We start from the raw sequence: 25,929 nt of genomic DNA, 5'->3' as shown, positions 1-25,929 counted from the left end.
TTTGCAATAAACCGATTAAAGACTCAGTTGACCAGACGCAGGCATACCGGATATCGGTACTCATCTCCCCGACTGGCTTTCATGCTGGCCCGGATCACAAAAATCAGGGCAAAAACCACCGCAAACGGAATCAGGGGAAGAAAGAGCAGCCCGATCAGAACAGCATTCAGTAATCCCCAGATGGCAATCACCAGAGTCACGGTGATCTGGAAATTCAAAGACTCTTTGGCATGATGGGCAATAAACATAGACTGATCTTTTTTCTGATACCAGATCAGAAAAGGGATCAACAGGTTCGTGCCTGGCAGGACACAGCCAAACAAGGTCAGAATATGGGAGAAAACAGCCCAATTCTTCTCATTGGAATCGGGCTTTTTCATAAATGGTTGCAAAGCGTCTATGTCCATTTTTTTAAGCTCGAACGTATTTTAAGTGTCGAGCCCCCTCTAAGGATTCCAGTTCAAAAAGTTCTCAAGCAGTTTCAAGCCGCTGTCAGCGCTTTTCTCAGGGTGAAACTGCACCGCAAAGATATTGTCCCGTGCTAAAGCCACATCAAAATCAACGCTGTAGTGACAACGACCAACAGCCATCCCATCGTCATTTGCATGAGCATGATAGCTGTGGACAAAATAGAAGCGGGCATTATCTTCGATGCCTTTCCACAAAGGGTGATCACGATGTTGCTGAACCGGGCTCCAGCCCATGTGAGGAACTTTCAGTTTTTCACCGGCCTCATCCACCAGCCCCTTGCCAAAAAATTTTACTTGCCCGGGCATCAGACCCAGACAATCAACGCCACCATTCTCTTCGCTGTGATTCAACATGACTTGCATACCAACGCAAATACCCAGAAGCGGGCGCTGGCTTTCGACCACTTCCCGCACCACATCATCTACGCCTTTGGCACGAATTTCTGCCATACAATCACGGATAGCCCCGACACCGGGAAGCACCACATGATCGGCCTGCTGAATAATGTTCGGGTCAGAAGTCACCTTGACACGGGTATCGCTGCTGGCCACGTGTTCCAGAGCTTTACTGGCAGAGTGAAGGTTACCCATCCCATAATCGATGACTGCAACTGTCTTCATTTTTTTAACTCACCTGACAGCTTAATGAAAAACATACCGACTGCATCACCCTGTCTGTTTGAAGTGGACTCAAAGCTTTTTTTCGCTCATGGCTGTTTTTTGCTCATGGCTGATGATTACAGCGATCCTTTGGTGGATGGCATCTGACCAGCCATACGAGGATCCAGTTCCAGGGCCATTCTCAATGCCCGGCCGAAGGCCTTGAAGACCGTTTCTATCTGATGGTGAGCATTGCGACCGCGCAGGTTATCAATGTGCAACGTCACATTGGCATGATTAACAAAGCCCTGGAAGAACTCGTAGAACAGGTCGACATCAAACTTGCCAATCATGGCCCGGGTAAAATCGACATTAAACTCAAGGCCGGGACGTCCGGAAAAATCGATGACGACTCTGGAAAGCGCCTCGTCCAGCGGTACATAGGAGTGCCCGTATCGGGTCAGACCTTTCTTGTCACCAATGGCTTTGGTGAACGCCTGCCCCAGGGTAATACCGATATCTTCTACGGTATGGTGGTCATCGATTTCGTTGTCACCCACAGCCTTGATATCCAGATCCATCATGCCATGACGGGCAATCTGGTCCATCATATGATCAAGAAATGGCACACCAGTGTCGAACTGGCCTTTGCCACTGCCATCCAGATTGATATCAACCCTGATCTGGGTTTCCAGCGTATTTCTTTCAACACTGGCCTTGCGCTCAGCCATGATAATCTCCAATTATATCTATTCTGTACATGGAGTCTGACCTGTTATTAACACCAGACTCAAATAAAGACCATTCAAACCTGAATGCTTGCTGACTCCCGGACCTCAATCCGGCCATTATACGGAGCAGCTATCAAGCAGGCGAGCTATTCATCTCGTACTTTTTCGAAAAGTTCTGCTTCCAGCCTCTCAAGCAATCTGTCTATCTCCTTTCGTTTGTTCTGTACCAGCCTGCCACCGGAAGGCCTTTCACGGTCATTGGCCCAGTTCTGCGACCAGCCTACAGTAAAATCCACACATTGTTCAGCAAACTGAGGCAGTGAAAATGTCCTGGACTGTTCCACACACCCGGTAAGGAAATTATCGACATCCGACTGCTGGATTGGGTATTTGCCAGCCGCCCTCTTCATACTCCCGGGCTTGAGGACATAGATCCAGATTTGCCCCTTCCCGGGTAGCTGGCCACCAGCCATTGTCTTGAGTTGTCTGACACTGATGAGGGTTCTGCAGTTCAGAGTTTCATTGCGATCCAGGCTGCTGATCTGATGACCGGATGATGCCAACAACAAGCCATTGAATAACTTCCCTTCTTTTGGGGTAACACCCGGAACGGTCTTTGTCGGTGATTTTTCAACGACTCTGGCAAACCAGCCCCGCTGATAACCGCTGACCCAGACAGGGAACTCAGCCTTGTCTTTGTTGAGCTTCTTCTCCCTGGCTGCTTCCAGCATCAGCATGTCTGAAGCAACAAGGTATTGATTTTGAGTGGTATCAACCCTCGGGAAACACGCCAGGTCCAAAGCCCATGAAGAGACGGGCAAAGCCAGGCAGAACATTGTTGCCAGCCAACGTTTGACTGACATTATCCCAAAAGCGTCCATTGTCTCCATAACCCGTTCCCAACGTATTCAGGCGGCAGAGGCCGATTTTCCCCAGGCAGAGTCACGCAAACAACCTCACCACCATATTAGTCGCTGAACTGCCGCACCATAGCGAGGGTTGAACATTTCCCGGGGTCATTGCTTGCTGTTCGATGAGCCAGACAACACTTGGCGACTGAAAAATTAATTCAACACAAGACTTGCAATTATTTTTCAAACCTGATTTGTTAAAAGCAATGATCAGAAGGATCTGATTCATGTCAGCTCGAGTGCTGTTTATGGAAAAAAACATCAGGCTCGGAGTTGTTGCTACCCTGGCAACACTCACCGCTTTTTCAGCGGATGCCCTTTTATTGCCTCCAAAACCCTTGACACTGAGTTCATCATGGGATTGTCGCTCCGATCAGAACAGCGACTGGCTATGCCGAAGCAGCCAGACAGATCGTTACGAACAATCTCTGGAAACCGCTGCTTATTCTGCTTCAAATAGAAATAACGGGTACCCGGAAACTATTTCTCAGCAGCACTATGAGCCTGTCAAAGCGGAGCCAGACAACCAGTTCAAACAGGAGTTTGTGCAGCCGGACTATCCTCGGCAGGGTAACAACTACTCCTACACCTATCAACAGACGACTCCAGAACAACAACTCCGGCAGAGAGTCAACGAACTAATGGGCTCGGAACATGGGAGTTTTGTTATCCAGTGGCTCGCAACCCATACCGAAGAACCATTAAGGGATCTGCAGCGTCGTTTCCCGGTCCTGCAGCAAGCGACGATTGTCCGCTATCAGCGCAAAAACAAAGATTGGTTTTTATTGCTGGACGGACCATTCAAAGATAGCCAGTCAGCAATGACAGCCCTCAACAGTCCTCCCCGGTTGTTGCTGACCGACAAACTCTATCCCTGGACACGATCTCTGGCCAGCATTCAGAAGCTCAACCTGATTATGCCAGGTGAACTCAGAGATCCCGGTGACCCCTCACAGCCACTGAACGAACAGCGTTATGCCTACAATAATCCTGTAAAGCCGGACAATAATCGATTGTTTGCCAGTATCGCTCCCGCCTATCCAAAATTGCAGCAACAAGAAACCCATCGGGATTACAACGTCGATTCTCAGCAGACATCTGAGCCACCATTTCACTCTTCCTATCAGTCCGAGCCTTATAAAGAACCAATGGATTTGAACTACAGTGCTCCTCGTTCGCAGCGTTATACCCGGACGACTCCTGAAAAGGAGGACTTTCAGACAAAACTGCACTACCAGCAGAGCTACCTGAATGAGGGTTATTCAACGTATTCGGTCCAGGAAAAGACCAACGAATATCGTCGTCCAAAAGAAGCCAGAGAGTACCAGCAACCGGCCAGACATGACATTCTCAAAGCTTCCCGGCACAGTTACGCTATCCAGTGGCTGACTGGAACCCGAAGAGATACGCTCGAAAGAGTCCGCAGGCGGTATGCACAGTTGAGTGACACCCAGATCATCCACTATCGGAAAGGATATCAAGACTGGTTTTTACTCGTGGGTCCTCCCTATACCAGCAAAGATCAGGCTAACAGAGCACTTTCCAGCCCGGAGCTGGCCCGTATTTCTATACGCCTCTCCCCCAGAGTCCGATCGGTTAATGAACTACAAAGTCTCATTACAGGGAAGTCAGAAAAGACTCAGCAGATAACCTCCCGAAAGGTTACTCAACCGCAAGGGACAATCTTCAGTGGGCCGGGAAACAGCTATACCATTCAGTGGTTTTCTGCCAACAAGCCAGAAGCCATTGAGAAGCTGAAAAAACGATTCCCGGAATTGAAGTCTGCAGTTACGGCGCGATACCGAAAAAACCAGAAAGACTGGTATGTCCTTTTGCAAGGTCAGTTCACCAGCAGTAAAGAAGCTCTGGCTGTTCTCAATTCACCTCAACTGAAAGACGCTGTCCAGGTCCTCTACCCCTGGACCCGCTCGGTAAAATCCCTCAAGAAACTACAGGCCCGGGAAAGTTAGGGGGGGGGGGACAATATTTTCATCCCCCTTACCAACTCCTCAAACACTTGCGGTACACTATCCTGACCAAGGAATAACAATATTCTGTACCCAGAGATCCCGAGGTCTCCAATGAACCGTGCAATTAAACTCATCGCCTTTTTGGTGGCTGGCATCATAATTCTTGTTGTTGCTGCTGCCCTGATTCTTCCGAAAGTGATAGATCCCAACAATTACCGGGATGACATTTCCAAAATGGTTTACGACAATACTGGTTTGACGCTCACGATTGACGGCCCTATTGGCTGGTCGGTCTTTCCCTGGCTGGGACTTTCCCTTGAACAGGTGAATGTTAAAGGGGCAGACAACTCCGAGCTGGCCAGACTGGGGACAGCGGAAGTCAGTGTTAAGCTGCTACCTTTGTTAAGCAAAAAAGTAGAAATGCAAACAGCCAGGCTGATAGGGCTGGATCTTAATCTGGTCAGGAACGAGTCCGGCCAGGGCAACTGGGAGGTTTCCAGAAAAACAGGTAGCGAGCCTGTTGCAACAGAGACCACAACAGTTGTAACGCCCGAAGGTACCACCGAATCTACACCTCTGGAATTGGATATTGCCAATGTCAGTGTTGAAGGACTGGTGATCCGTTATGACGACGAGAGCACAGGTAAAACCTACCTGGTTGATCAGGCCGGGTTGGAAACCGGGGCAATTCGCAACAATGAGCCTTTTGACTTTAATCTGAAAGCTCGTATCAAGAGCAGTGAACCCGATCTGACACTGATGACTGGCATCACGGGTGTTCTGAAGTTCAGCCTCAAAGAGGGCACCTATGATCTGCAGGATCTCAAAATATCAGCCAACCCGGCAGCAGATAATCTTGTCGGGACAAGCACCGAAACCCTGCAAATTGTCGGCGCCCTGAACGTTCAGCAACAACCGTTGATGGTGAAAGGCCACCTGGATGTCACACAGTTCAATCCAGGCAAGTTTCTGAAAGAGATCAAGATCCTGCTTCCCCCCATGGCAGATCCCGGGGCAATGACCCAGCTGGCTTTCAAGAGCAGCTTTAACACCGATGGTAAAAGCTTCTCTGCAGGCAAACTGGATCTGACGCTTGATGGTTTCAATCTGGATGGTTTCTTCAAAATCGGAAACCTGCAACAACAGGACATGACTTTTCAGTTCAAGGGCGGTGACCTGAACCTGGATCGCTACCTGCCACCTGCCTCCGAACAGACAGAGACCAAAGAAGAATCAAAAGGCAAGTCTGAAGGTGTGCAGAGCACAGAGCCTCCGACCTTTGCGTCAGGTACTGTGAAAGAGCTTCAGCCCAACCAGGCGCTGCCACTGATTCCGGAAGACGCCCTGCGTCCTCTGAACGTCAAAGGCTCTCTGGAACTGGCTTCCCTGACCGTGGCAAAACTCACTTTTAACAAGCCTTCAGTCCAGCTTACAGCCCTGAACGGACAACAAGATATCAAGCTGGCTTCCGGCTTCTACGAGGGCACCATTGATCTGGACGGCAAGCTGGATGTTCGCAAACAGGGTAATCCTGAAATTCAGACAACAGCAGATCTGAACGCTATAAATCTGCAGGCTCTGGCTCAGCCCATACCGGCTTTGAAATCCATTGAAGGTAAGGTCAATGCAGACATGAACCTGACAACCCATGGCCAGCTTCAGAGTGTCCTGATCAGTAACCTGAACGGAAAGGTTGACTTCAATGTCGATAAGGGAGCCTTTACGGAGGCCAACTTTGACAAGATGGTGTGTGAGGGAATTGCCAGAATACGCAAGAAAGATCTGCAGAAAAAAGACTGGGGTCATACCACCCGGTTCACCCAGCTCGGAGGCAGTTTCACCATCAACAACGGGGTAGCCAGCAATAAGGATCTGACTGCTGCTCTGACCAACCTGAATCTCAAAGGTGACGGCGATATCAATCTGGTCAAACAGACTATGGATTTTCATGTGGGCCTGAACATCAGTGGCGACCGTGCTCCTGATAGTGACCCAGCCTGCGAGGTCAACGAAGACTACGTCAATGTCACCTGGCCGGTTCGTTGTCAAGGCAAGCTGGGACAGCAGGAGTGTGGTATTGATACCAAACGTCTGGCCGACACCATTGCTTCACTGGCCAGACAAGAAGTGAAAAAGCGTGTGGAAAAAGAGATTGAGAAAAAAGCCGGACACCTGAAAGATGCCCTGAAAGGCCTTTTCAAATAAAAAACCGTTTTTCCAATGCTTCCTGCTCTATCGCCCCCCGCTCATCCGTGTCGGTATCAGTGGGGGGGAATGCGAGAAGCTGTCAGCCGAAGGTGGATTCACAGAAGTAATAGAACTTGAGAATACAAATCGTTATGTTATAACATTTACAAAATAACAAGCATTGACTAGCTTTATATCACCCAACGCATTGAGCATTTTCACACTAGGAGCCTTCTGTGCCTGCAGTCAACCCGCCGGTTATTTCTACTGACTTCCACTCTCCAGCAGCCAAAGTTACTCCCTTTAAAGGAGCTATCCGCAAAAGATCAGCTTACAGCCGAATGGCAAAAGCGCTGATTCTGCTGGCAGCGTCAGCCACCGCAACTGTTCATGCTGAAGGATTCAGTCCAAATTTCAGCCTTATTCTGGACGGCCATTACAAGTCAGCTGACAGCGCTCTCAGCGAATATGAAAAGGGCTTTGGTCTGGGTCATATTGAACTGGGTGTCAGTGCGGCTGTTGATGATCTTTTCTACGGCAAGTTCACCGGTGTTGTGCATGATCACGACGGCGAAACCAAGTTCGAAACAGAAGAGGCATTTATCCAGACTCTGGCTCTGCCTGGCGGTTTTAGTGTTCGCGCTGGTCGATTTCTGTCTGATATCGGCTACCTGAATGGTCAGCACGCTCACACGGATTCATTTGTTGAAAGGCCTGCCGCTTACCGGGCAATGCTGGGGTCACACTACTATGACGACGGTGTACGCCTGAGTTATGTAATGCCTACCGATACGTTCTGGACGATCGGTACCGAAGCTTTTAGTGGTAAAAAGCTGCAGGCTGCAGATTTAACCGATCCAAAATCAGTGGGAGTCTACACCGCCTTCACCAAAGTTGGTGGTGATTTTAATGAAGAGCACAGCTGGCAGCTGGGTCTGAGCTATCTCAGAAATGACAACGGTGCCAGCATCAGCAATCATGACCATGAGCACGAAGACGATGAAGATCACGGACATGAAGAAGATGAGGGCCACAGCCACTCTCATAACGCCCAATTTACTGGCAAGAACACCTATATTGCCGATGCCGTATGGAAGTGGGCTCCTGATGGTAACTTCAAGTACCGCAGCCTGACCCTGACAGGAGAATATCTGCAAACACAGGATCTCAGCGACAACTTTGAGGGTAATGAAAAGAATAAAGGCTTTTACCTGAGCGGCGTTTATAAGATGACGCCTCAGTGGGCAGTGGGTGCTCGTTACGGGGAGTTCAAGGGCTACGAAGCCCACGAGGACCATTTCGACGAGAAGAAGCTGCAAGAAACTGAACTTATGGTGTCCTGGAGTCACTCACACTTCTCCACAGTCAGACTGCAGTACACTCATCAGACAGGTGACGGTTTCGAAAACACCAACAACATCGTAACCCTTCAGTATGTTATGTCCCTTGGAGCTCATGATGCGCACACTTTCTAAACTGTTGCTGGCATCCGCTCTGGCCTTTCCAGCATCCAGTCACGGAGCATTGACCGTATTTGCCTGTGAGCCTGAGTGGGCTGCATTGTCTGAAGAGCTCGCTACTGATACAAAGGTTTACACGGCAACAACGGCCCGACAGGACCCTCACCACATTCAGGCTCGTCCGGGACTGATCTCGAAAATAAGAAAGGCAGACATAGTCGTTTGCTCAGGTGCTGAGCTGGAAACCGGCTGGCTGCCGGTTCTGCAAATGAAGTCAGCCAACCCAAAAATTCAGACCGGAGACAAAGGGCTGTTCTTTGCTGCTGATCAGGTAGAGACCATCGGTAAGCTTGAAAAAGTAGATCCAACCATGGGCGATGTTCATCCGGAAGGAAACCCTCACCTGCATCTTGATCCTTATCGACTGCAGAAAATCGCCCTGGCCCTGGCAGAACGCATGGCAGAGCTTGACCCGGGGAACAAGGATGAATATCTGGCAAACGCCAAAAAGTTCTCAGAAGTCTGGGAGACCAATATCAAGCGCTGGGAAAAGGAAGCCGCTCCACTGAAAGGTAAAAACCTGGTGACCTATCACAGCAACTTTGACTATCTGCTGGAGTGGCTGGGTGTGAATGTTGTTGGTGACCTGGAACCCAAACCCGGTCTGCCACCTTCAACCAGACACCTGGCATCCTTGTTGGAGCTTTCTAAAAAGACGTCTATCGATGCCGTCGTGTACGCCTCCTATCAGGACAAAAAAGGTGCGGACTGGTTAAGTCAGAAAGCCGGTGTGCCCGCCACAGAGTTGCCGATGACGGTCGGTGGCAGCAAACAGAGTAAAGACCTGATCAGCTTGTATGACGATCTCATTCAAAAGCTGCTGAAAGTGACAGGCAAACCGGAAGATTCATAATGGAATGGGCTCTTCTTGCAATCATGATGCCTGCCCTGGTGGCAGGCATCATTGTTTTCAGTACACACCTGGTCCTGGGAAGACAGGTTCTGAAGCGTGGTATTGTCTTCATGGATCTGGCTATTGCCCAGGTCGCGGCTATGGGTGCCATCGTCGCTCATATCCTGACGATGACACAGGCTCACCGTCATGTTCCCCACGATGGCTCCGCAGGATTAGGAGCTTTAATGCCCTTTGCCTTTTCCATTGGTGGTGCTGGCCTGATTGCATGGCTGGCCAAATACTCAGAGAAAGAGCTGGAAGCGATTATTGGCTGCATTTATGTGGTCTCTGCTGCTTCTATCACTCTTCTTATGTCCAGTGATCCCCAAGGCGCGGAGCATATTTCCAGAGCCCTGAACGGTCATATCCTCTGGCTTGGCTGGCAGGACATGGTGGTTCCGGGATTGGCAAGTTTGGCTTTTCTTGCAGTGACAATCATGAGACCAGAAATCCTTGATGGCAGACTTTTTTACCCGCTCTTTGCCCTGATGGTCACACTGAGCGTCAAAATGGTGGGTGTCTATCTGGTATTCAGCGCCTTGATTATGCCCGCTCTGGCTGTCAATCAGTTGTCTGGAAAGAAAGCTCTTGCTTTCGGCTATCTGGCAGGATTAGCAGGTGTGATTCTGGGATTGGCGCTGTCCAGTCTTTATGACTTTCCTGGTGGTGCGACAATTGTCGTCAGCTTGACTGCCGTTTGTGTCCTATTCAGAGTATTAAACAGGCGCTGATAACTAATGAAGAGAGCCAGAAGGGCATGAGCTTCTGGCAACCAGTCACCATCTATGACCCACTCAAAAGGCCCCTGACGGAATGTCCCTTACTTCGCCCCAAAAACAGCGATAGTCCTCAGGATTCAGCTCTAATTTCCTGAGGTAATCTATGGTTTTAAGCTGAACTTCAGCTGCCGTATAGTCTTTGGAGGACTTAATATCTTCAGGCACAGACTGCAAAGGAATTTTATCCTTTCTACACTGATTAAGGTAGCCAAACCAGGCCTGTAAAAATTGGTTAATCAACTTAATTTCCTGTACCGTTTTCGGGCAACGGAAAAACCGAAATTCCAGTGTTGATAACTTCTCGACTTTTTCTGCTCCGGTAATATGCAATAAAGACATAGCCATATACTTTTCCATACAATAGTTACCAATTGAACCTAGCCCCATTTGTATGCTCGTCATATGAACAAGTTGACTATAAAAATGGGCAAATTGATCAAGCCTGTCTTTTTTTTCTGAATCAGTGCTCGCTTTATGGCTTGCTTTTTCAGTATGATTTTCTTCTATTCTTTTATTGTAACGATCAATAATTCTATTTAACCGCTTTACGGCAAATGGTTTTGTGTCTGGATTATAATCAGCAAATGTTTTATACCATTTAGCTTCATCCTGCTGTACGATTCGATCATTATTTCCAAACGCCCTCAACAGAAAAGGATTTTGTTGGATCTCAGATTCCATCGCCAGAAGCACACCAGTGTCACCCTGAGTAGCACTCATCACATCGACGTGTTTATGTCCGGAGCTATAATCAATGAATCCTTCGTTTCGCATTGAATCAGTTACTTCAATCACCTTCTCAAAAGATAACTCCGCGAGTTGATCATCAGAATGATAAGGCGTGCAGTTTATTTCAAACCACCGCCGTGAGTCATAAAAAGGGATCACTGTAAATTTACTGTTAAATCCATAGCGTACACGACGTTGTTCGTCAGTACCTTGATCAGTTAACTTTTTTTCTGATAATCGAGATAAAAAAATCTTACGATGATCACCATAACGAAGAGAACAATCATCTTTAAGATCATATTCAAGCTCTTCACCAAATTTAAGGTTTGGTCTGTTTGCCAAATCCACTCCATTGTCATTCGGTAAAGAGCAGTTATCAAACAGGGTATCGACAATGCCATCACAGCGCCGCAAAAAAATAACATCCATAACATCTCGATTAAAAAACTCTCTCAAATCACTTTTGTTTTCTCGCAAAGCAATGGTTAACAAGTTTCTGTCTCTATAATCATTATCACCACTATCAATAATTGTCTGCCTGAATTTCACAGCAAAATCAAAGATAATACCCAGCTCAGAAAAAAGACCTCTTGAAGCAAAAAGGGTTTCGAAAAATGGAAATATATCCTTCATTAATTGCTGGTAGGTAAATTTATGATTGCAATACCCAATATATGGAGTCACATCGTCCGATAGATTCTCTTTTTTGTTGAGATAATCAACTAACATGTCCACCAGACTATAACATAATCCACGCAAATCTCTTTTTGATTCCGCTGCTGCCCCTTCGGTAAAAATAGTAGTCAGGAAAGACTCTATCTCCTCAACCCGCCCCAGGCTAATGGTTTTACCCGCCACGTATTTATCAGGGCTGCTTTCAACAGTAAAACATCGATCATGGACAAGCCCCTCCTGGTATAAAATAAAATCGATAAAAATCCCTATTAATTCGTCTCTTTGATCACCTCTACAGCTTTCTTTTTCGATTACGTTGTATCTCAGTGTATGTATGAGGTTTTCAATAGTATTTCTAAAATGCCCAGCCACTGCCTCAGCTGTAAACTTCTCGCTGACTCTGGCTACATTCATTACCTCAGCACTATCCGTAGTAACGCAATGGGAAACTTTTCGCTCGGGAATAGTCTGATTGACGATCTGGTGACTGCAACCTGGCGCAATAGAGCCAAGCCTGCCTATCTTATTTATCGGTGCAAAGGATTTATCATCAAACTGCAGCTTTCTTGAAAAACTTTTGAATACTTTCTGTTCTGAATCAAAACAATCATCATTCTTTTCATCAGGACTGCTTTCATAAAGTCCGCAAGCATCTGTTCTGTTAGAATTTATATTCATTGTTCACTCCATTGAACGTATTTGATTTCTTTAGCTATGTAGATTTAGACTATTAATTCTTGAAAAAGTTCCAGAACGATAATTCATATTACTCAATGCTGATCCGCAGCATGAGGCTGATGAGCTACTTCACCCCAAAACCAGGGAGCGTTCTTATCTAACCAGAAAATCAATTTACTGATGTTGTCATGCTAACCAGATCATGATGCTGCTATCTAAAGCATTCCCATATAATTGCAGGCGCCACCCTTCATCTCCGAACACAATATAATACAGCAAGCCCAAAAATAAACATTGAACAGAGAGCGATTGTTAAGTTATCAAGCTGAGTTTTATGCTGTCGCAACTCATTTCTAACGAGTTCAAGTTCAGAATTAGTTTGCTGACTACTGGCAGTTAAGGACTGTATCAGACGATTAGTAGCCGAAGCCAGCACCACCGCCCCCTGTGCCTCTCAACAAAAGCCGCATTAACAGCCCCCGATTGAACAGAATCGTCGCACTGCCTTACTTCAGTCGCATGATGCGTGCGCCATTTATTACTGCAAGAGAATGGCAACCTGTCGACATCCCTTTGAACACAGTGTCTAAAAGACGGTTTAAAAGGTACATGTTCCATGTACGCAACCATGAGTCAGTTCTTCAAAAACTTGATTCCATATTCCTTTCAAGCTACAGCGACTGAATCGGTTATATATTGTGCCAATCACCGAACTCTTCAGGCATGTCTACCAAGGTGCTCCGGTACCAGCAAGCCAGAGAATCGACTCAATGAATAACCTGTTGTCAGCTGTTGGTCCGGGGTCGAAGACCTTACACGACAGCGTATCTTTGATCCGATCCCATTGTTCATCTTTGACTACTGTGCGAGTCATAGCAAAGCTAAATACCATACTCTAGATCACTTTCAGGTGTCTTTCCGGTCAGGCTCCTAGCAAAAACACCAGAGTGTCCTAGTATAACTATTGTCGTTACACGGCAGTAGGTTCGATTATGTTGACGCAAAAGACAAGCCAAAGCTTTATGCCAGCGTTGTTGATGGTTGTGTTCTTACTATTTCCCCTGGATGCTTTCTCCGATGGTATCAGGCAAATAGAATTCTTACAGAAAATCGGTACTGATAAGGATCCCTATGTAGTTACGGCAAAGTGGGATTCATCGGGGATGTGCGTTGACTATGTCTTGCCGCAGCATATTCAGACGATTCCGGGCTATGAGAACGGACAAACTATGAATATTCATTACCTGGATACGAGTTACTGTAGCGAATTGTCGGGCGCTGCTCAGCTGTTCGAAGTGAAAAGCGAAGATCATTCCGGAAGATCGGCTCGACTTTGGTGGGAGAAAGAGATTGGCAAGGATCCCCGTGCAAGGGTAGACGAAGGTGCAGATCCAGACGGATTAGTTTGGATTGACAATACCGATAGCAACAAAATTAAAGTCTGGGTCAGTTATGATCGCAAGAAGACTGACTGAGAATAGACTTGCCCTGCGTGGCAACTGCTCCTGCGTTGCTCTAGCTCCTGCATCCATGCAGTCGTCGGCAACTGCTCCTGCGTTGCTCTAGCTCCTGCATCCGTGCAGTCGTCGGCAACTGCTCCTGCGTTGCTCTAGCTCCTGCATCCGTGCAGTCGTCGGCAACTGCTCCTGCGTTGCTCTAGCTCCTGCATCCGTGCAGTCGTCGGCAACTGCTCCTGCGTTGCTCTAGCTCCTGCATCCGTGCAGTCGTCGTCGGCAGCAAATTGGTTTGAACTCGCTATCCTCACAAAACCGAGTTTTCATCTTCAATTTGCTGCCGTCTTCGCTACGGGGTCGCCTGTTGGTACGCAAAGCTGTAGTTAACAAATTGCTGATTTTATACGATGCATCACCACTATCAATTTAATCGCTGACCCACTACGTGAGGCTGTTGATCGAGATGGAATGATTCAGCAGAGATGAAATAAAATGAAGGAGTTGGGAGCCAATACCCCCCACGCCAGCTTAAAACTGACTTTAAAGTTCATAACCTGTGCTTTACATTCAATCGGTCGCTGACGGAATATCCCTTACTTCACCCCAAAAGCAGCGATACTCCTCCGCATTCAGCCCTAATTTACTAAGGTATTTAATGGTTTTAATCTGAACTTCCTCTGCCGTATAGTCTTTGCAGGATTTAATATCCTCAGGGACAGGCTGCAAAGGAATTTTATCCTGTCGGCACTGATGAATGTATTGAAACCAGGCTTGTAAAAATTGATTAATCAACTCAATTTCCTGTACCGTTTTCGGACAACGGAAAAAACGAAACTCCAGCGTTGATAACCTGTTGACTCCGCGTGCTCCGGTAATATGCAACAAAGACATAGCCGTGTACTTTCCCATTATTTCGGGATCAATAGTCGTCATATGAACAAGCTGGCTATAAAAACGTGCAAATTCCTCAAGCCTCTCTTTTTTTTCCAAATGAGTGCCCCCTTTATGGTTTGGCTTTTCAGTATAATTTTCTTCTATTTTTTTATTGTATCGTTCAATGATCCTGTTTAACCGCTCTACGGCAAATGGTTTCATGTCTGGATTGTAATCAGCAAATGTTTTGTACCATTTAGCTTCATTTCTCTGCAGGATACGATCATTATTTCCAAACGCCCTCAACAAAAAAGGATTTCGCTGGACCTCAGACTCCATCGCCAGAAGTACACCAGTATCACCCTGAGTAGCACTCAAGGCATCGACGTGTTTATGCCCGGAGCTATAGTCAATCAATCCTGAGTTACGCATTGTATCAATCACTTCAATCACCTTCTCAAAAGATAATTTCGCGCGTTCATCATCAGGATGGTAAGGCGTGCAATTTATTTCAAACCACGCCGACGTGTCATAAAAAGAGACTACGGTAAAGCGATCATCAAAACCATGGCGTACACCACGTCTGTCAGTGATAGTGCGACTACTCATCCCTGTTTCTTTTAGTAGAAATGAAAAAATACGACAAAGCCGACCCTCTGTATCGGTATCTTCATTTTTAACGTCATATTCAAGCTCTTCACCCAATTTAAGGTTTAATTTTTTTGACGGCTTCGCTTCATTGTCAGTCACAAAACAGGAGTCATCAAACATGGCATTGACAATAGCATCACAGCGCCGGGAAAAAATAACATCCATAACATGTCGATTAAAATACTCTCTCATATGACTTCTGTTCTCGCGCAGACCAATGGTTAAGTTGTTAGTTCTGCTAGGTTCACGCGCACTATCAACCAGTTCCTGCCTGAATTTCACGAAAAATTGAAAGACAATACAGAACTCAGAAAAAAAGCCTGTTCCATTAAGAAGGTTTTGAAAAAATGGGTATATCTGCTTAAGCAATTTCTCGAACCTGATTTTATGCCAAGAGTTATCAAAAGACACAATCTTTGGGTTAACATCATCCAGTTCGTTTTCCTTTTTTTTAAGATAATCAACCAGCAAGTCCTCCAGACTATAAAGCGTTCTAGGCCAATAAGCTTTTGATTCCTCTGTTGCCCATTCGGTAAAAATAGCATTCAGGTAAGACTCTATCTCTTCAGCCCTATCCTGGCTCATGGTTTTAGCCGCCAAGTATTTATCGAGACTGCTTTCATCATTAAAACACCGATCATGGACCAGACCTTCCTGAAATAAAATAAAGTCGATAAAAATCTCTGTTAATTCGTCTACTTGAAAGTATGCATAGCCTTCACTTGTGATTTTTTTGTATATCACTGAATGTATAAGGTTTTCAATGCTAGTCCGGAAACGCTCAGCCACTTCCTCAGCGGTAAACGTCTCGCTGACTTCGGCTACATTTATGGCTTTACAATCATCAGAAGTAACCCAGTGGGAAACTTTTCGCTCGGGAATAGTCTGTTTGGCAATCGGATGGCTGCAGCCTGGCGCAGTAGAGCCGAGCCTTCTTATCTTATCAACCGGTGCGGAGGATGTATCCTCAACCTTTAGCTTTCTTGAAAAACTTTTGAATACTTTTTGTTCAGAATCAAAACTTTCATCAGTCTTTTCAGCAGGACTGCTTTTATGAAATCCGTAAGTATCTGCTTTGGTAGTGTCTATATTCATAAATTCCTCTATTGAACACATTTAATCCTTTAAAGCTTGAGTGCATTAGACTATTAATTACTGAAAAAATTCCGGAACGATGATGAATATTACTCGCTGACCCGCTACGTGAGGCTGTTGATCGAGATGGAATGATTCAGCAGAGGTGAAATAAATGAAGGGGTTGGGAGCCAATAACCCCACGCCAACGTTAAAACTGACTTTAAAGTTCATAACCTGTGCTTTACATTCAATCGGTCGCTGACGAAATATCCCTTACTTCACCCCAAAAGCAGCGATACTCCTCCGGATTCAGCCCTAATTTACTGAGGTATTCTATGGTTTTAAGCTGAACTTCAGCTGCCGTATAGTCTTTGCAGGATTTAATATCCTCAGGGACAGGCTGCAAAGGAATTTTATCCTTTCTGCACTGATGAATGTATTGAAACCAGGCTTGTAAAAATTGGTTAATCAATTCAATTTCCTGTACCGTTTTCGGGCAACGGAAAAAACGAAACTCCAGCGTAGATAATTTGTTGACTCTGTTAGCACCGGTGATATGCAACAAAGACATAGCCATATACTTTTCCATGATATCGCCATCAATATAACCAAGCCCCTTCTGTATAGTCGTCATATGAACAAGCTGGCTGTAGAAATGGGCAAATTCCTCAAGTTTCTCTTTTTTTTCCCAATCAGTGCTCCCTTTAAGGCTTGGCTTTCCAGTATGATTTTCTTTTATTTTTTTATTGTATCGGTCAATAATTCTATTTAAGCGCTTTACGGCAAATGGTTTTGTGTCCGGATTGTAATCAGCAAATGTTTTGTACCATCTGGCTTCATTCTTTTGCAGTATACGATCATTATTTCCAAACGCCCTCAGCAAAAAAGGATTTCGCTGGATCTCAGACTCTATCGCCAGAAGCACACCGGCATCACCCTGAGTAGCACTCAAGGCATCGACGTGTTTATGCCCGGAGCTATAATCAATCAATCCTTTGTTACGCATTGTATCAATAACTTCAATCACCTTCTCAAAAGATAATTTGGCGCGTTCATCATCAGGATGGTAAGGTGTACAATTTATTTCAAACCACGCCGTCGAGTCATAAAAAGAGACTACGGTAAAACAATCATCAAAACCATAATGCACACCACGTTGGTCGGTGATAGCCTGATTACTCATCCCTTTTTCTATTAGTAGAGATGAGAAAATATTACAAAGCCGACCCCGTGTACGGGAAAAATCATTTTTAACATCATATTCAAGCTCTTCACCTAATTTAAGGTTTGATCTTTTTGACGGCTTCGCTTCAGTGTCAGTCTCAAAAGAGGAGTCACCAAACATGGCATTAACAATGCCATCACAGCGTCTGGAAAAAATAACATCCAGAACATGTCGATTAAAATACTCTCTCATATGACTTCTGTTCTCGCGCAGACCAATGTTTAATTTGTTGGTTCTACAAGGTTCACGCGCACTATCAACCAGTTCTTGCTTGAATTTTACGAAAAAATTAAAGACAACACCGAACTCAGAAAAAAAGCCTCTGCCATCAAGAAGGGTTTGAAAAAATGGATATATCTCCTTCAGTAATTTCTCGAACCTGATTTTATGCCAAAAATTACCAGAGGACACAATCTTTGGAGCAACATCATCCTGTACGTTTTCCTTTTTTTTAAGATAATCAACCAGCATGTTCTCCAAACCATAATCTACTCTAGGCCAATAAGTTTTCGATCCCTCTGCTTCCCATTCGCTAAAAATAGCATTCAGGAAAGACTTTATCTCTTCAATCCGCCCCTGACTCATGGTTTTACCCGCCACGTATTTATCAGGGCTGCGTTCAACAGTAAAACACCGATCATGGACCAGACCTTCCTCACATAAAATAAAATCGATAAAAATCTCTATTAATTCGTTTGTTTGATCAAATTCATAGCTTTCCCTTGCGATTTTTTCGTTTATCAGTGAATGCCTGAGGTTTTCAATGATAGCTCGGAAATGCCCAGCCACTTCCTCAGGGGTATACGTCTCGCTGACTTCGGCTGCATTTATGGACTCACAATCATCAAAAGCAACCCAATGGGACACTTTTCGCTCGGGAATAGTCTGATTGGCAATCTGATGGCTGAATGCTGGTGCTATAGTACCGATTCCTCGCAACTTCTCTACCGGTGCGGAGGATGTATCCTCAACCTGTAGCTTTATTGAAAAACTTTTGAAAACTGACTGTTCTGAATCAAAACTTTCATCAGTCTTTTCAGCAAGGCCATTTTTATGAAACCTGTAACTATCTGTTTTCGTTCTATTTATATTCATAAATCCCTCTAATGAACACATTTAATTCTTTAAAGCTCTAGTGCTTTAGACTATAAATTTGTAAAAAAATTCCAGAACGATGATTCATATTACTCAGTGCTGGCCTGCTGCATGAGGCTGATGATCGGGATGGAATGATTCAGAAGAAGTGAAGTAAATCAGGAGGTTGGGGGCCAATCACCCCAGCGCCAGCATTAAAAACTAAGACTATAGTTCATAACCTGAGTTTTACATTCAGTCGGTCGCTGACGGAATATCTCTTACTTCGCCCCAAAAACAGCGATAATACTCCGGATTCAGCCCTAATTTAGTGAGGTAATCAATGGTTTTAGCTTGAACTTCCGCTGCCGTATAATCTATGCAGGATCGGATATTTTCAGGAACAGGCTGCAAAGGGGTCTTATCCTTTCTGCACTGATGAAGGTATTGAAACCAGACTTGCAAAAATTGGTTAATCGACTTGATTTCCTGTACCGTTTTCGGACAACGAAAAAAACGAAATTCCAGCGTTGATAATTTTTTGACTCCTCTTGCTCCGGTAATGTGCAGTAAAGACATAGCCATAAACTTTTCGCTGGCATCGTCATCAATATAACCTAACCCCTTTTGTATAGTCGTCATATGAACAAACTGGCTATAAAAAGTTGCAAATTGCTCAAGCCTCTCTTTTTTTTCCGAATCAGTGCTCTCCTTATGGCTTGCCTTTACAGTATCGTTTTCTTCTATTTTTTTATTGTATCGGTCAATCATCTTATTTAACCGCTTTAAGGCAAATGGTTTTATGTCTGGATCGTAATCAGAAAATGTTTTATACCATTTAGCTTCATCGTTCTGCAGGATACGATCATTATTTCCAAATGCCCTCAGCAAAAAAGGGTTTCGCTGGACCTCAGACTCCATCGCCAGAAGTACACCGGTATCACCCTGGGTAGCACTCAAGGCATCGACGTGTTTATGCCCGGAACTATAATCAATCAACCCGTCGATGAGCATTGAATCAGTCACTTCAATCACCTTCTCAAAAGATAATTCTGCGAGTTGATCATCAGAATGGTAAGGCGTGCAGTTTATTTCAAACCATCTCATTGAGTCGTAAAAAGGGTATACGGCAAAGCTATTATCAAAACCATAACCATAAGATGCATCAGGTCCGCAAGCATTAGCATCGTGATAAATCATACCTTTTTTTTGGAGTCGACATGTAAAAGTAGCAACAGGCCGACACTTTGAGCCAGAAGGTTGATTTTTTATATCATATTCAAGCTCTTCACCGAATTTAAGATTTAATCTGCTTGCCGGTCTCACTTCATTGTCAGTCCCAAAAGCGCAGTTATCAAACATGGCATTGACTATACCATCGCAGCGCCTGGAAAAAATAACATCCATAACATCTTGATTAAAATGCTCTCTTATATCATTACCATTGAGGCGTAGAGCAATGGTTATAACATTATTGGTTTGACACGGTTTACACGCACTATCAATGATTTCCTGTCTGAATTTTTTGACAAAATCAAAGATCACAACCAGCTCAGAAAAAAAGCCATTTCCAGCAAGAAGGGTTTGAAAAAATGGAAATATAGCTTTCAGCAATTTCCCGTAAGTAAATTCAATGAGGTAAAAGTCATTTTTACAGTCAGTCTTTGGGATAACATCATCCGATACGCTTTCTTTTTTGTTAAGATAATCAACCACCATATCCCCAAAACTATAATACATTCGAAGTTCATAAAATTCTGATTCCTCTGCTGCCCGTTCGCTAAAAATAGCATCCAGGAAAGACTGTATTTCTTCAGCCCTCCCTTGGCTTATGGTTTTACCTGCCAAGTATTTATCGGGACTGCTTTCAATGGTAAAACAGCGATCATGAACCAGGCCTTCCTGGCATAAAATAAAGTCAATAAAAATTGCTGTTATTTCTTCTCTTTGATCAACTTCATAATATCCCGTTGCGATTTTCTCGTATCGCAGCTTATGTATGAGGTTTTCAATGGTATTTCGAAAACGTTCAGCCACTTCCTCTGCGGTAAACGTCTTGCTCACTCTGCTTCTTGCTTCGTCTAAGGCCTTAAAACCATCAGTAGTAACCCAATGGGAAACTTTTCTATCGGAAGAAGTCCGACTAGTCTCTCGATCACAAAAATGTGGCTGATTACAAGCAAGTACGCGCATCTGCTTTATCAATGCAGAAGATTTATCTTGAACCCATCGCTTTCTTGAAAAGCTCTTGACTTCTCTCTGCTCTGAATCATAACTCTCATCAACATTTTTTTTAGCAAAACTGCTTGCATAAAGTCCATATGCATCTGTTCTGTTAGAATTTATATTCATTGATCACTCCATTGACCGTATTTAATTTTCTTAGCTATGCGTTTTAGACTATTAGTTTCCAAAAAAATTCCACAACCCTGCCAATAATGACAGATTTCGTGTTTGATAACGGTCTTCGGGGATTAACAGCCAAACCTGAATACACTCCGGAATTGGCCGTTGAAAGAGGATCATACTCCTGAAAAAAGACTGGCAGAACACTAGAATCAAGCCAGTCATTTACTGTTCAGGTTATGCCATTTGCGGCCTGGGCTTCAGGTAAAACAGGATATAGCGAATAACAACATAAGCCACAATGGCAGTAGCCACCCAGAGTTCCATGAGCCCCAACTGAAAAAAGAGATCAGCAAAGACACCATTTACCCTGCCTTCCAGCTTAAGCAGCGCTGTGGCACCAATCACCATTGGGAAGGTGAAGGCTGCATAGCCCGGTGAAAATGGCAATCTCAGCAGCTTGATAAAAGCCATATACACCATTGCCGTCATAAAAATAGCCAGTGGCGTCAGAATACTGATCATAATCAGGCTGGGGTTATCAGTGATGGTCAGGTATCCCGCCAGAGACAGACTGGCAGGTGCCCCCATAATGGCAAAAGTAGGCAGCGCCGCATCAGGAATAGCGTTCTTGAAGATCAGGCGATAGAACATGAAGGGCAGCTTTACGAAATAGCAGAACATTCCAAAGATAAACAGCAGCCTGACCAGCGACTCAAAACCCATACCCGTACTGGTGACCGCAGCCACTATGATACCAACGGGTGGTACAAACCAACTGGGCACCATATGCTCAATATCAAAGTCCCGAATCCTGTGAGTCACAAAACCTGCCAGTAATATCAGATGTGTCAGCACGGCTGCCACCCAAAGCAAGCGTGCCGCAAATTCGGAAACGGGCATGAGTGCAGAGGCGATCACCATAGTCGCCATGGCGCAGGTTGGCATAACACTGCTGATGACGGGATGTGAAAGATCTTCACGAATCAAATGCGGGTGCAAAATAAACTTCAGCATCACCTTGAAGACCAGAATAGCGGCGATAACCGCAGCGGTCAGCTTCAGCCCCTGGGACTGGTCGGGCATGACCAGAGACCAGGCAGCACCGAGGCTGGCAATGCCTAGAGCCAAGCCTCCAAGAGGAGTGGGTACACGGCTTAGTCTTGTTACCAGACCAGCCGTGCGGCCTGGATTTGCAGTCTTATTCATCTTGCTTATTACCGAGAGTGTCTGTCATCGCACATGGCTGTTTGAGCAGCTTTTAAAAGGCATGTGTATAAAATAACCTGTTTGGTGAATAAGAAAATTCAAACTTTTAAATAATTAAGATCAGTAAGCCTTATACTTAAGAAGGCCATATACTTCCGATAAAAACAGCCTGCGTCAGAAAAATGATTAGGTTAGAGTGCAGAAGATCATGTTTCCCTCTTCGCAGTGCAAGCAGATACAAAAACTCTTTGAAGTCAGATTGAGCGGCATTTCATTGCACTTTTCATAGTAGAATGCACGACTCAATTTTCAAACCCAGACTCCTTGATATGTCGCCAGATAGCAATAATGAAGCCTTCAGCCTGCAAATACTCCAATGGTTTGATGGTCATGGCCGCAAGAACCTGCCATGGCAGAAAAACATCAACCCCTACCGGGTCTGGATCAGCGAAGTCATGCTGCAACAAACCCAGGTCGCTACCGTTATTCCGTACTTTGAAAACTTTATGGCGCGATTTCCCGAGGTTGCAGACCTGGCTTCAGCGGAGATCGATGACGTACTCCATTTGTGGAGTGGGCTGGGGTATTACAGCAGAGCCAGAAACCTGCATAAGGCGGCCAAAATGGTCATGGACACTTTTGCCGGTGAGTTTCCACGTTCTGTTGCTGAATTAACTCAGTTACCAGGGATTGGTTTATCCACTGCCGGAGCGATAGCGTCTATCAGTATGGGTATTCGTGCTCCGATTTTGGACGGCAATGTCAAAAGGGTTCTGGCCCGTTATCAGGCCATTCCTGGCTGGTCCGGACAGTCCGCTGTCGCAAAACAACTCTGGAGTATTGCTGAAGAGTATACTCCACATCATCGCAATGCTGATTACACTCAGGCGATGATGGATCTGGGCGCTATGATTTGTACCCGAACCAAACCTTCCTGTCTGATTTGCCCGTTAGAGCAAAATTGTCTGGCCCATAAAGCCGGGGAAGAAACCCGCTACCCAGAGCCCAAACCTAAAAAAGACAAGCCGGAACGATCGGTAAGAATGTTAATGGTAATTAACGAGTTTGGAGAGGTTCTGTTGGAAAAAAGACCCCCTACGGGTATTTGGGGAGGACTTTGGGGGTTTCCGGAAATCCAGATCGAGGAGGTGCTGTCTGAAGCTGCTCAAAAAATGACCGGATTGAGTCTGCAAGATTTTGAAGAGTGGCCGTCATTTCGACACACATTCAGCCATTATCACCTGGATATCACCCCCATCAAATCTTTTACTGATAAAGCCTCTGCAGTAGCGGATGGCGATCGATGGCACTGGTTTCAACCTGATCAGCCGTCCGAGCTGGGGCTGGCTGCTCCGGTCAGCAAGCTGTTAAGTAAAATCAGGATGAGCCTGTAAAGGCGATAAGCAATATGAAATTACCGGGTTAGAGTTGAAAAAAATTTCGAGTTAAACTACGCAACCCCAATGAAACAATGCCAAGTCCAACATGATCCGTAGATTTAAAGAATACGTCACAGGGTGTTTATCTGTCTCCCTTTTGATCATCAACACCCTTTTTCTCAGCCTGCCGCTGCTCTGTTTTTCTCTCTTAAAACTCGTCGTCCCTCTAAAAAGCTTTCGTCGCCTTATGGGACGCATAGCCCACTCTGTGGCGGAGCTGTGGATCAGCATCAACTCTCTCTGGATCAGAGCGCTATCAGGAACCCGTCTGAATATCAGCGGCCTGAAAGATCTGAACCCCAATGGCTATTATCTGGTCACTGCCAACCATCAAAGCTGGGCTGATATTTTGCTGATGCAACATCTGCTCAACAAAAAAATCCCCTTGATGAAGTTTTTTCTCAAACAGGAGCTGATCTTCGTTCCGGTCATAGGTCTCTGTTGGTGGGCTCTCGACTTCCCGTTTATGAAGCGTTACAGCAAAGCCTATCTTGAAAAGCACCCGGAAAAGCGTGGTAAAGATCTGGAAAATACCCTTAAAGCCTGCGAAAAATTCAAAACCATGCCGGTATCCATCGTCAATTACCTTGAAGGCACCCGTTTTAGCAAAGCAAAGCACCAAAAGCAGTCATCACCTTTCAAACATTTACTGAACCCCCGTGCTGGCGGTATCAGCTACGTGATCGGAGCACTGGGTGAGCAGGTGAGAACCCTTTTGAATATCACCATTGTTTATCATCAAAAAGACCAGCTGGGCTTCTGGGACTTCCTGTGTGGTCGAATTAAAAGCGTCAGTATCCATTTTGAACAACAAACGATCCCGGAATCATTCATAGGTCGAAGCTACCAGCAGGATGCTGAATTTCGAAATGACTTTCAGGCATGGGTCAATCAGCTCTGGGTAGAGAAAGATCATCTCATGATGGAAATGAGTCAGCGTCAGGAAGGTGGTGTTAAATGACAATCATTGAACCTGGTAAAAAAAACTAAAACAAAGTCGTATAATCCAGCCTTCCCCCTGACTCCGAAGCCAAAAAATTCTTTTTGGCTTCGACTCTACGCTTGCTTTCAATAAAGAGATGATTTGATGGAATTCGAAGAAAATAGACCGAAGAGAAGCGAAAAAATTTGCTAGTTTTGAAGCTTCAAGATCAATTATCTTTTTTTTCTACAGATTCAATATGTGACGAAAGGAACTTTCCAAGTCTATTTTCCAGAACGTATGAATTTATGTAAGCAACAGTTTCTGACTCATCCTCTGATTCAGAATCATCCTTTGTCAAAAGTGACTGATATACAGTTCTCAATAACGAAACCATTTGCACTCTTATTTTTGAATCACACTCGTTATATTGGATTTCAGTAAATAAACTACAGTAGCCATCTATAAAATTAGTAACGAAGTCTGGAAAAGCACTCATCCAATCAGATAAAGCAGGGTCATCAAGTAGCAACACCGACCCCGGTAAAACTTGAAGAATCACTGTGTTAATATCAGTAGTTATCTGCTGTGGTGATTTTACTGATTTGTATAAACCATCTGTATCTACAAAGAACACAGAATTATCAGATTTGACGATTATATTTGAGCTATGCAAATACCCATGTACTAAGCGGGATTTCAATAAAATAAAATTGTTTTCAACATATTTATTGATTATCCCTGAGCTATGCAGAGTACCGAGAGTCATTCCAATTTTTCTATACAATATATTTAGTTTTTTTTGATTTAAACGATTTGAATACATTTTTTCTTTTATTGTACTTAATGTTTTTCCTTCAATATAAGGAAAGACAGAGTAATAAAAGGGTATTGAATCACTTAAAAGGGAAACTTCTCTCACTGGTTTTACTAACATTGAGCAAAATTCAGATATGCAGTTTGTAGATAAGTAGTCATTGATAAGTGTATTTTCTTGATAATTGCTATTTCGTGACTCTTTTATAAAAAATCTATCCGACGGGCATATTAAAGAATAGAAAGCGTCTTTAGTGACAGAGCCTTTATCAAAATTAAGGCTTTCCAACTGACATGCTTCATAATTCTCAATACCGAGAGAATTTGAAATATCAAATACGCAGTCCCGAATACTTCTGGAGTTACAGGATACCCTTTCATATGCCTTAGCAGTTGAAGACAATGACATAAGCTCAACCAAGAGGCAGGTCATTAAAATTTTTATTGTGGTTTTCATGTTAATACAAAAAATTTGATTAATAATGTTTAGACTGTTTTTTTTGAAGAAAGTTCAAACTTTATATGCCGACCGCCATCTAACAAATGCTTCCCGCTCTTTCTGGTGTCTCGTCTCTGGAGCCGACGTTTTTTATATAAGCATTCCTGAACAGCTCTCCCCTACAAGGCGATTTCCTAGTAAAATACTAGAGTATTTGTAGCAATGCCGTCGAAGGGAGTGGTGGCATTTCCGTCCTCTG

The 25,929-nt window shown here is 44.7% G+C and carries 18 protein-coding genes; 8 read left to right on the top strand and 10 right to left on the bottom strand.

Features of this window, described 5'->3' with window-relative positions:
- Positions 1-23: 23 nt before the first annotated feature.
- From ACOMHB_RS01570 to ACOMHB_RS01555, 4 genes are all read right to left on the bottom strand, one after another.
- Positions 24-380, bottom strand: a complete 357-nt coding sequence (locus ACOMHB_RS01570) for a DUF4870 domain-containing protein (protein WP_422136243.1) — start codon at positions 378-380, stop codon at positions 24-26.
- 66 nt (positions 381-446) lie between these two features.
- Complete coding sequence (gene hisH / locus ACOMHB_RS01565; protein ID WP_422136242.1) at positions 447-1,091, bottom strand: imidazole glycerol phosphate synthase subunit HisH; 645 nt, start codon at positions 1,089-1,091, stop codon at positions 447-449.
- A gap of 116 nt (positions 1,092-1,207) precedes the next feature.
- The gene (gene hisB, locus ACOMHB_RS01560) at positions 1,208-1,801 is read right to left on the bottom strand and encodes an imidazoleglycerol-phosphate dehydratase HisB (RefSeq protein ID WP_422136241.1); all 594 of its coding nucleotides are present in this window, start codon (positions 1,799-1,801) and stop codon (positions 1,208-1,210) included.
- A 146-nt stretch (positions 1,802-1,947) separates the two neighbouring features.
- Complete coding sequence (locus tag ACOMHB_RS01555; RefSeq protein ID WP_448215215.1) at positions 1,948-2,664, bottom strand: hypothetical protein; 717 nt, start codon at positions 2,662-2,664, stop codon at positions 1,948-1,950.
- A gap of 275 nt (positions 2,665-2,939) precedes the next feature.
- On the opposite strand from ACOMHB_RS01555, the gene ACOMHB_RS01550 reads away from it, so the two are divergent.
- The 5 genes from ACOMHB_RS01550 to ACOMHB_RS01530 all read left to right on the top strand — a co-directional run bounded on the left by ACOMHB_RS01550 (position 2,940) and on the right by ACOMHB_RS01530 (position 10,015).
- Positions 2,940-4,682: an SPOR domain-containing protein gene (locus ACOMHB_RS01550; RefSeq protein ID WP_448215214.1), complete on the top strand. Its 1,743-nt coding sequence runs from the start codon at positions 2,940-2,942 to the stop codon at positions 4,680-4,682.
- Between the two features lie 111 nt (positions 4,683-4,793).
- Positions 4,794-6,887 (top strand): AsmA family protein, encoded by a 2,094-nt coding sequence (locus ACOMHB_RS01545; protein WP_448215213.1) that lies wholly within the window; start codon positions 4,794-4,796, stop codon positions 6,885-6,887.
- Between the two features lie 218 nt (positions 6,888-7,105).
- Positions 7,106-8,344: a hypothetical protein gene (locus ACOMHB_RS01540; RefSeq protein WP_448215212.1), complete on the top strand. Its 1,239-nt coding sequence runs from the start codon at positions 7,106-7,108 to the stop codon at positions 8,342-8,344.
- Positions 8,328-9,242, top strand: a complete 915-nt coding sequence (locus ACOMHB_RS01535; RefSeq protein ID WP_448215211.1) for a metal ABC transporter substrate-binding protein — start codon at positions 8,328-8,330, stop codon at positions 9,240-9,242. The genes ACOMHB_RS01540 and ACOMHB_RS01535 overlap by 17 nt, the downstream gene beginning before the upstream one ends.
- Positions 9,242-10,015 (top strand): metal ABC transporter permease, encoded by a 774-nt coding sequence (locus tag ACOMHB_RS01530; RefSeq protein WP_448215210.1) that lies wholly within the window; start codon positions 9,242-9,244, stop codon positions 10,013-10,015. Before ACOMHB_RS01535 ends, ACOMHB_RS01530 begins: the two co-directional genes overlap by 1 nt.
- A gap of 63 nt (positions 10,016-10,078) precedes the next feature.
- Here the strand turns inward: ACOMHB_RS01530 and ACOMHB_RS01525 are convergent, their stop codons facing one another.
- Positions 10,079-12,145, bottom strand: a complete 2,067-nt coding sequence (locus ACOMHB_RS01525; protein WP_448215209.1) for a hypothetical protein — start codon at positions 12,143-12,145, stop codon at positions 10,079-10,081.
- Between the two features lie 992 nt (positions 12,146-13,137).
- On the opposite strand from ACOMHB_RS01525, the gene ACOMHB_RS01520 reads away from it, so the two are divergent.
- A complete protein-coding gene (locus tag ACOMHB_RS01520; RefSeq protein ID WP_448215208.1) occupies positions 13,138-13,620 on the top strand; it encodes a hypothetical protein in 483 nt (160 codons plus the stop codon).
- Positions 13,621-14,166: 546 nt separating this feature from the next.
- On the opposite strand, the gene ACOMHB_RS01515 is transcribed toward ACOMHB_RS01520, so the two are convergent.
- From ACOMHB_RS01515 to ACOMHB_RS01500, 4 genes are all read right to left on the bottom strand, one after another.
- Positions 14,167-16,218 (bottom strand): hypothetical protein, encoded by a 2,052-nt coding sequence (locus ACOMHB_RS01515; RefSeq protein ID WP_448215207.1) that lies wholly within the window; start codon positions 16,216-16,218, stop codon positions 14,167-14,169.
- A gap of 229 nt (positions 16,219-16,447) precedes the next feature.
- On the bottom strand, positions 16,448-18,520 hold the full coding sequence (locus tag ACOMHB_RS01510) for a hypothetical protein (protein ID WP_448215206.1): 2,073 nt from the start codon (positions 18,518-18,520) through the stop codon (positions 16,448-16,450).
- A gap of 234 nt (positions 18,521-18,754) precedes the next feature.
- Entirely contained in the window at positions 18,755-20,851 is a 2,097-nt protein-coding gene (locus tag ACOMHB_RS01505; RefSeq protein WP_448215205.1) for a hypothetical protein, read from the bottom strand.
- Positions 20,852-21,082: 231 nt separating this feature from the next.
- A complete protein-coding gene (locus ACOMHB_RS01500) occupies positions 21,083-22,054 on the bottom strand; it encodes a TDT family transporter (protein ID WP_448215204.1) in 972 nt (323 codons plus the stop codon).
- Between the two features lie 293 nt (positions 22,055-22,347).
- Between ACOMHB_RS01500 and mutY the strand changes: the two genes are divergently transcribed.
- Positions 22,348-23,448 carry an A/G-specific adenine glycosylase gene (gene mutY, locus ACOMHB_RS01495; protein ID WP_448215203.1) on the top strand — a complete coding sequence of 367 codons (1,101 nt, stop codon included), beginning with the start codon at positions 22,348-22,350 and terminating at the stop codon, positions 23,446-23,448.
- 91 nt (positions 23,449-23,539) lie between these two features.
- Positions 23,540-24,454, top strand: a complete 915-nt coding sequence (locus ACOMHB_RS01490; protein ID WP_448215202.1) for a 1-acylglycerol-3-phosphate O-acyltransferase, YihG family — start codon at positions 23,540-23,542, stop codon at positions 24,452-24,454.
- Positions 24,455-24,644: 190 nt separating this feature from the next.
- Here the strand turns inward: ACOMHB_RS01490 and ACOMHB_RS01485 are convergent, their stop codons facing one another.
- A complete protein-coding gene (locus ACOMHB_RS01485; protein WP_448215201.1) occupies positions 24,645-25,688 on the bottom strand; it encodes a protein kinase family protein in 1,044 nt (347 codons plus the stop codon).
- Positions 25,689-25,929 lie beyond the last annotated feature (241 nt).

The organism is Endozoicomonas sp. 2B-B (assembly GCF_053470045.1).
This window is presented reverse-complemented; position numbering and strand designations above follow the sequence as displayed.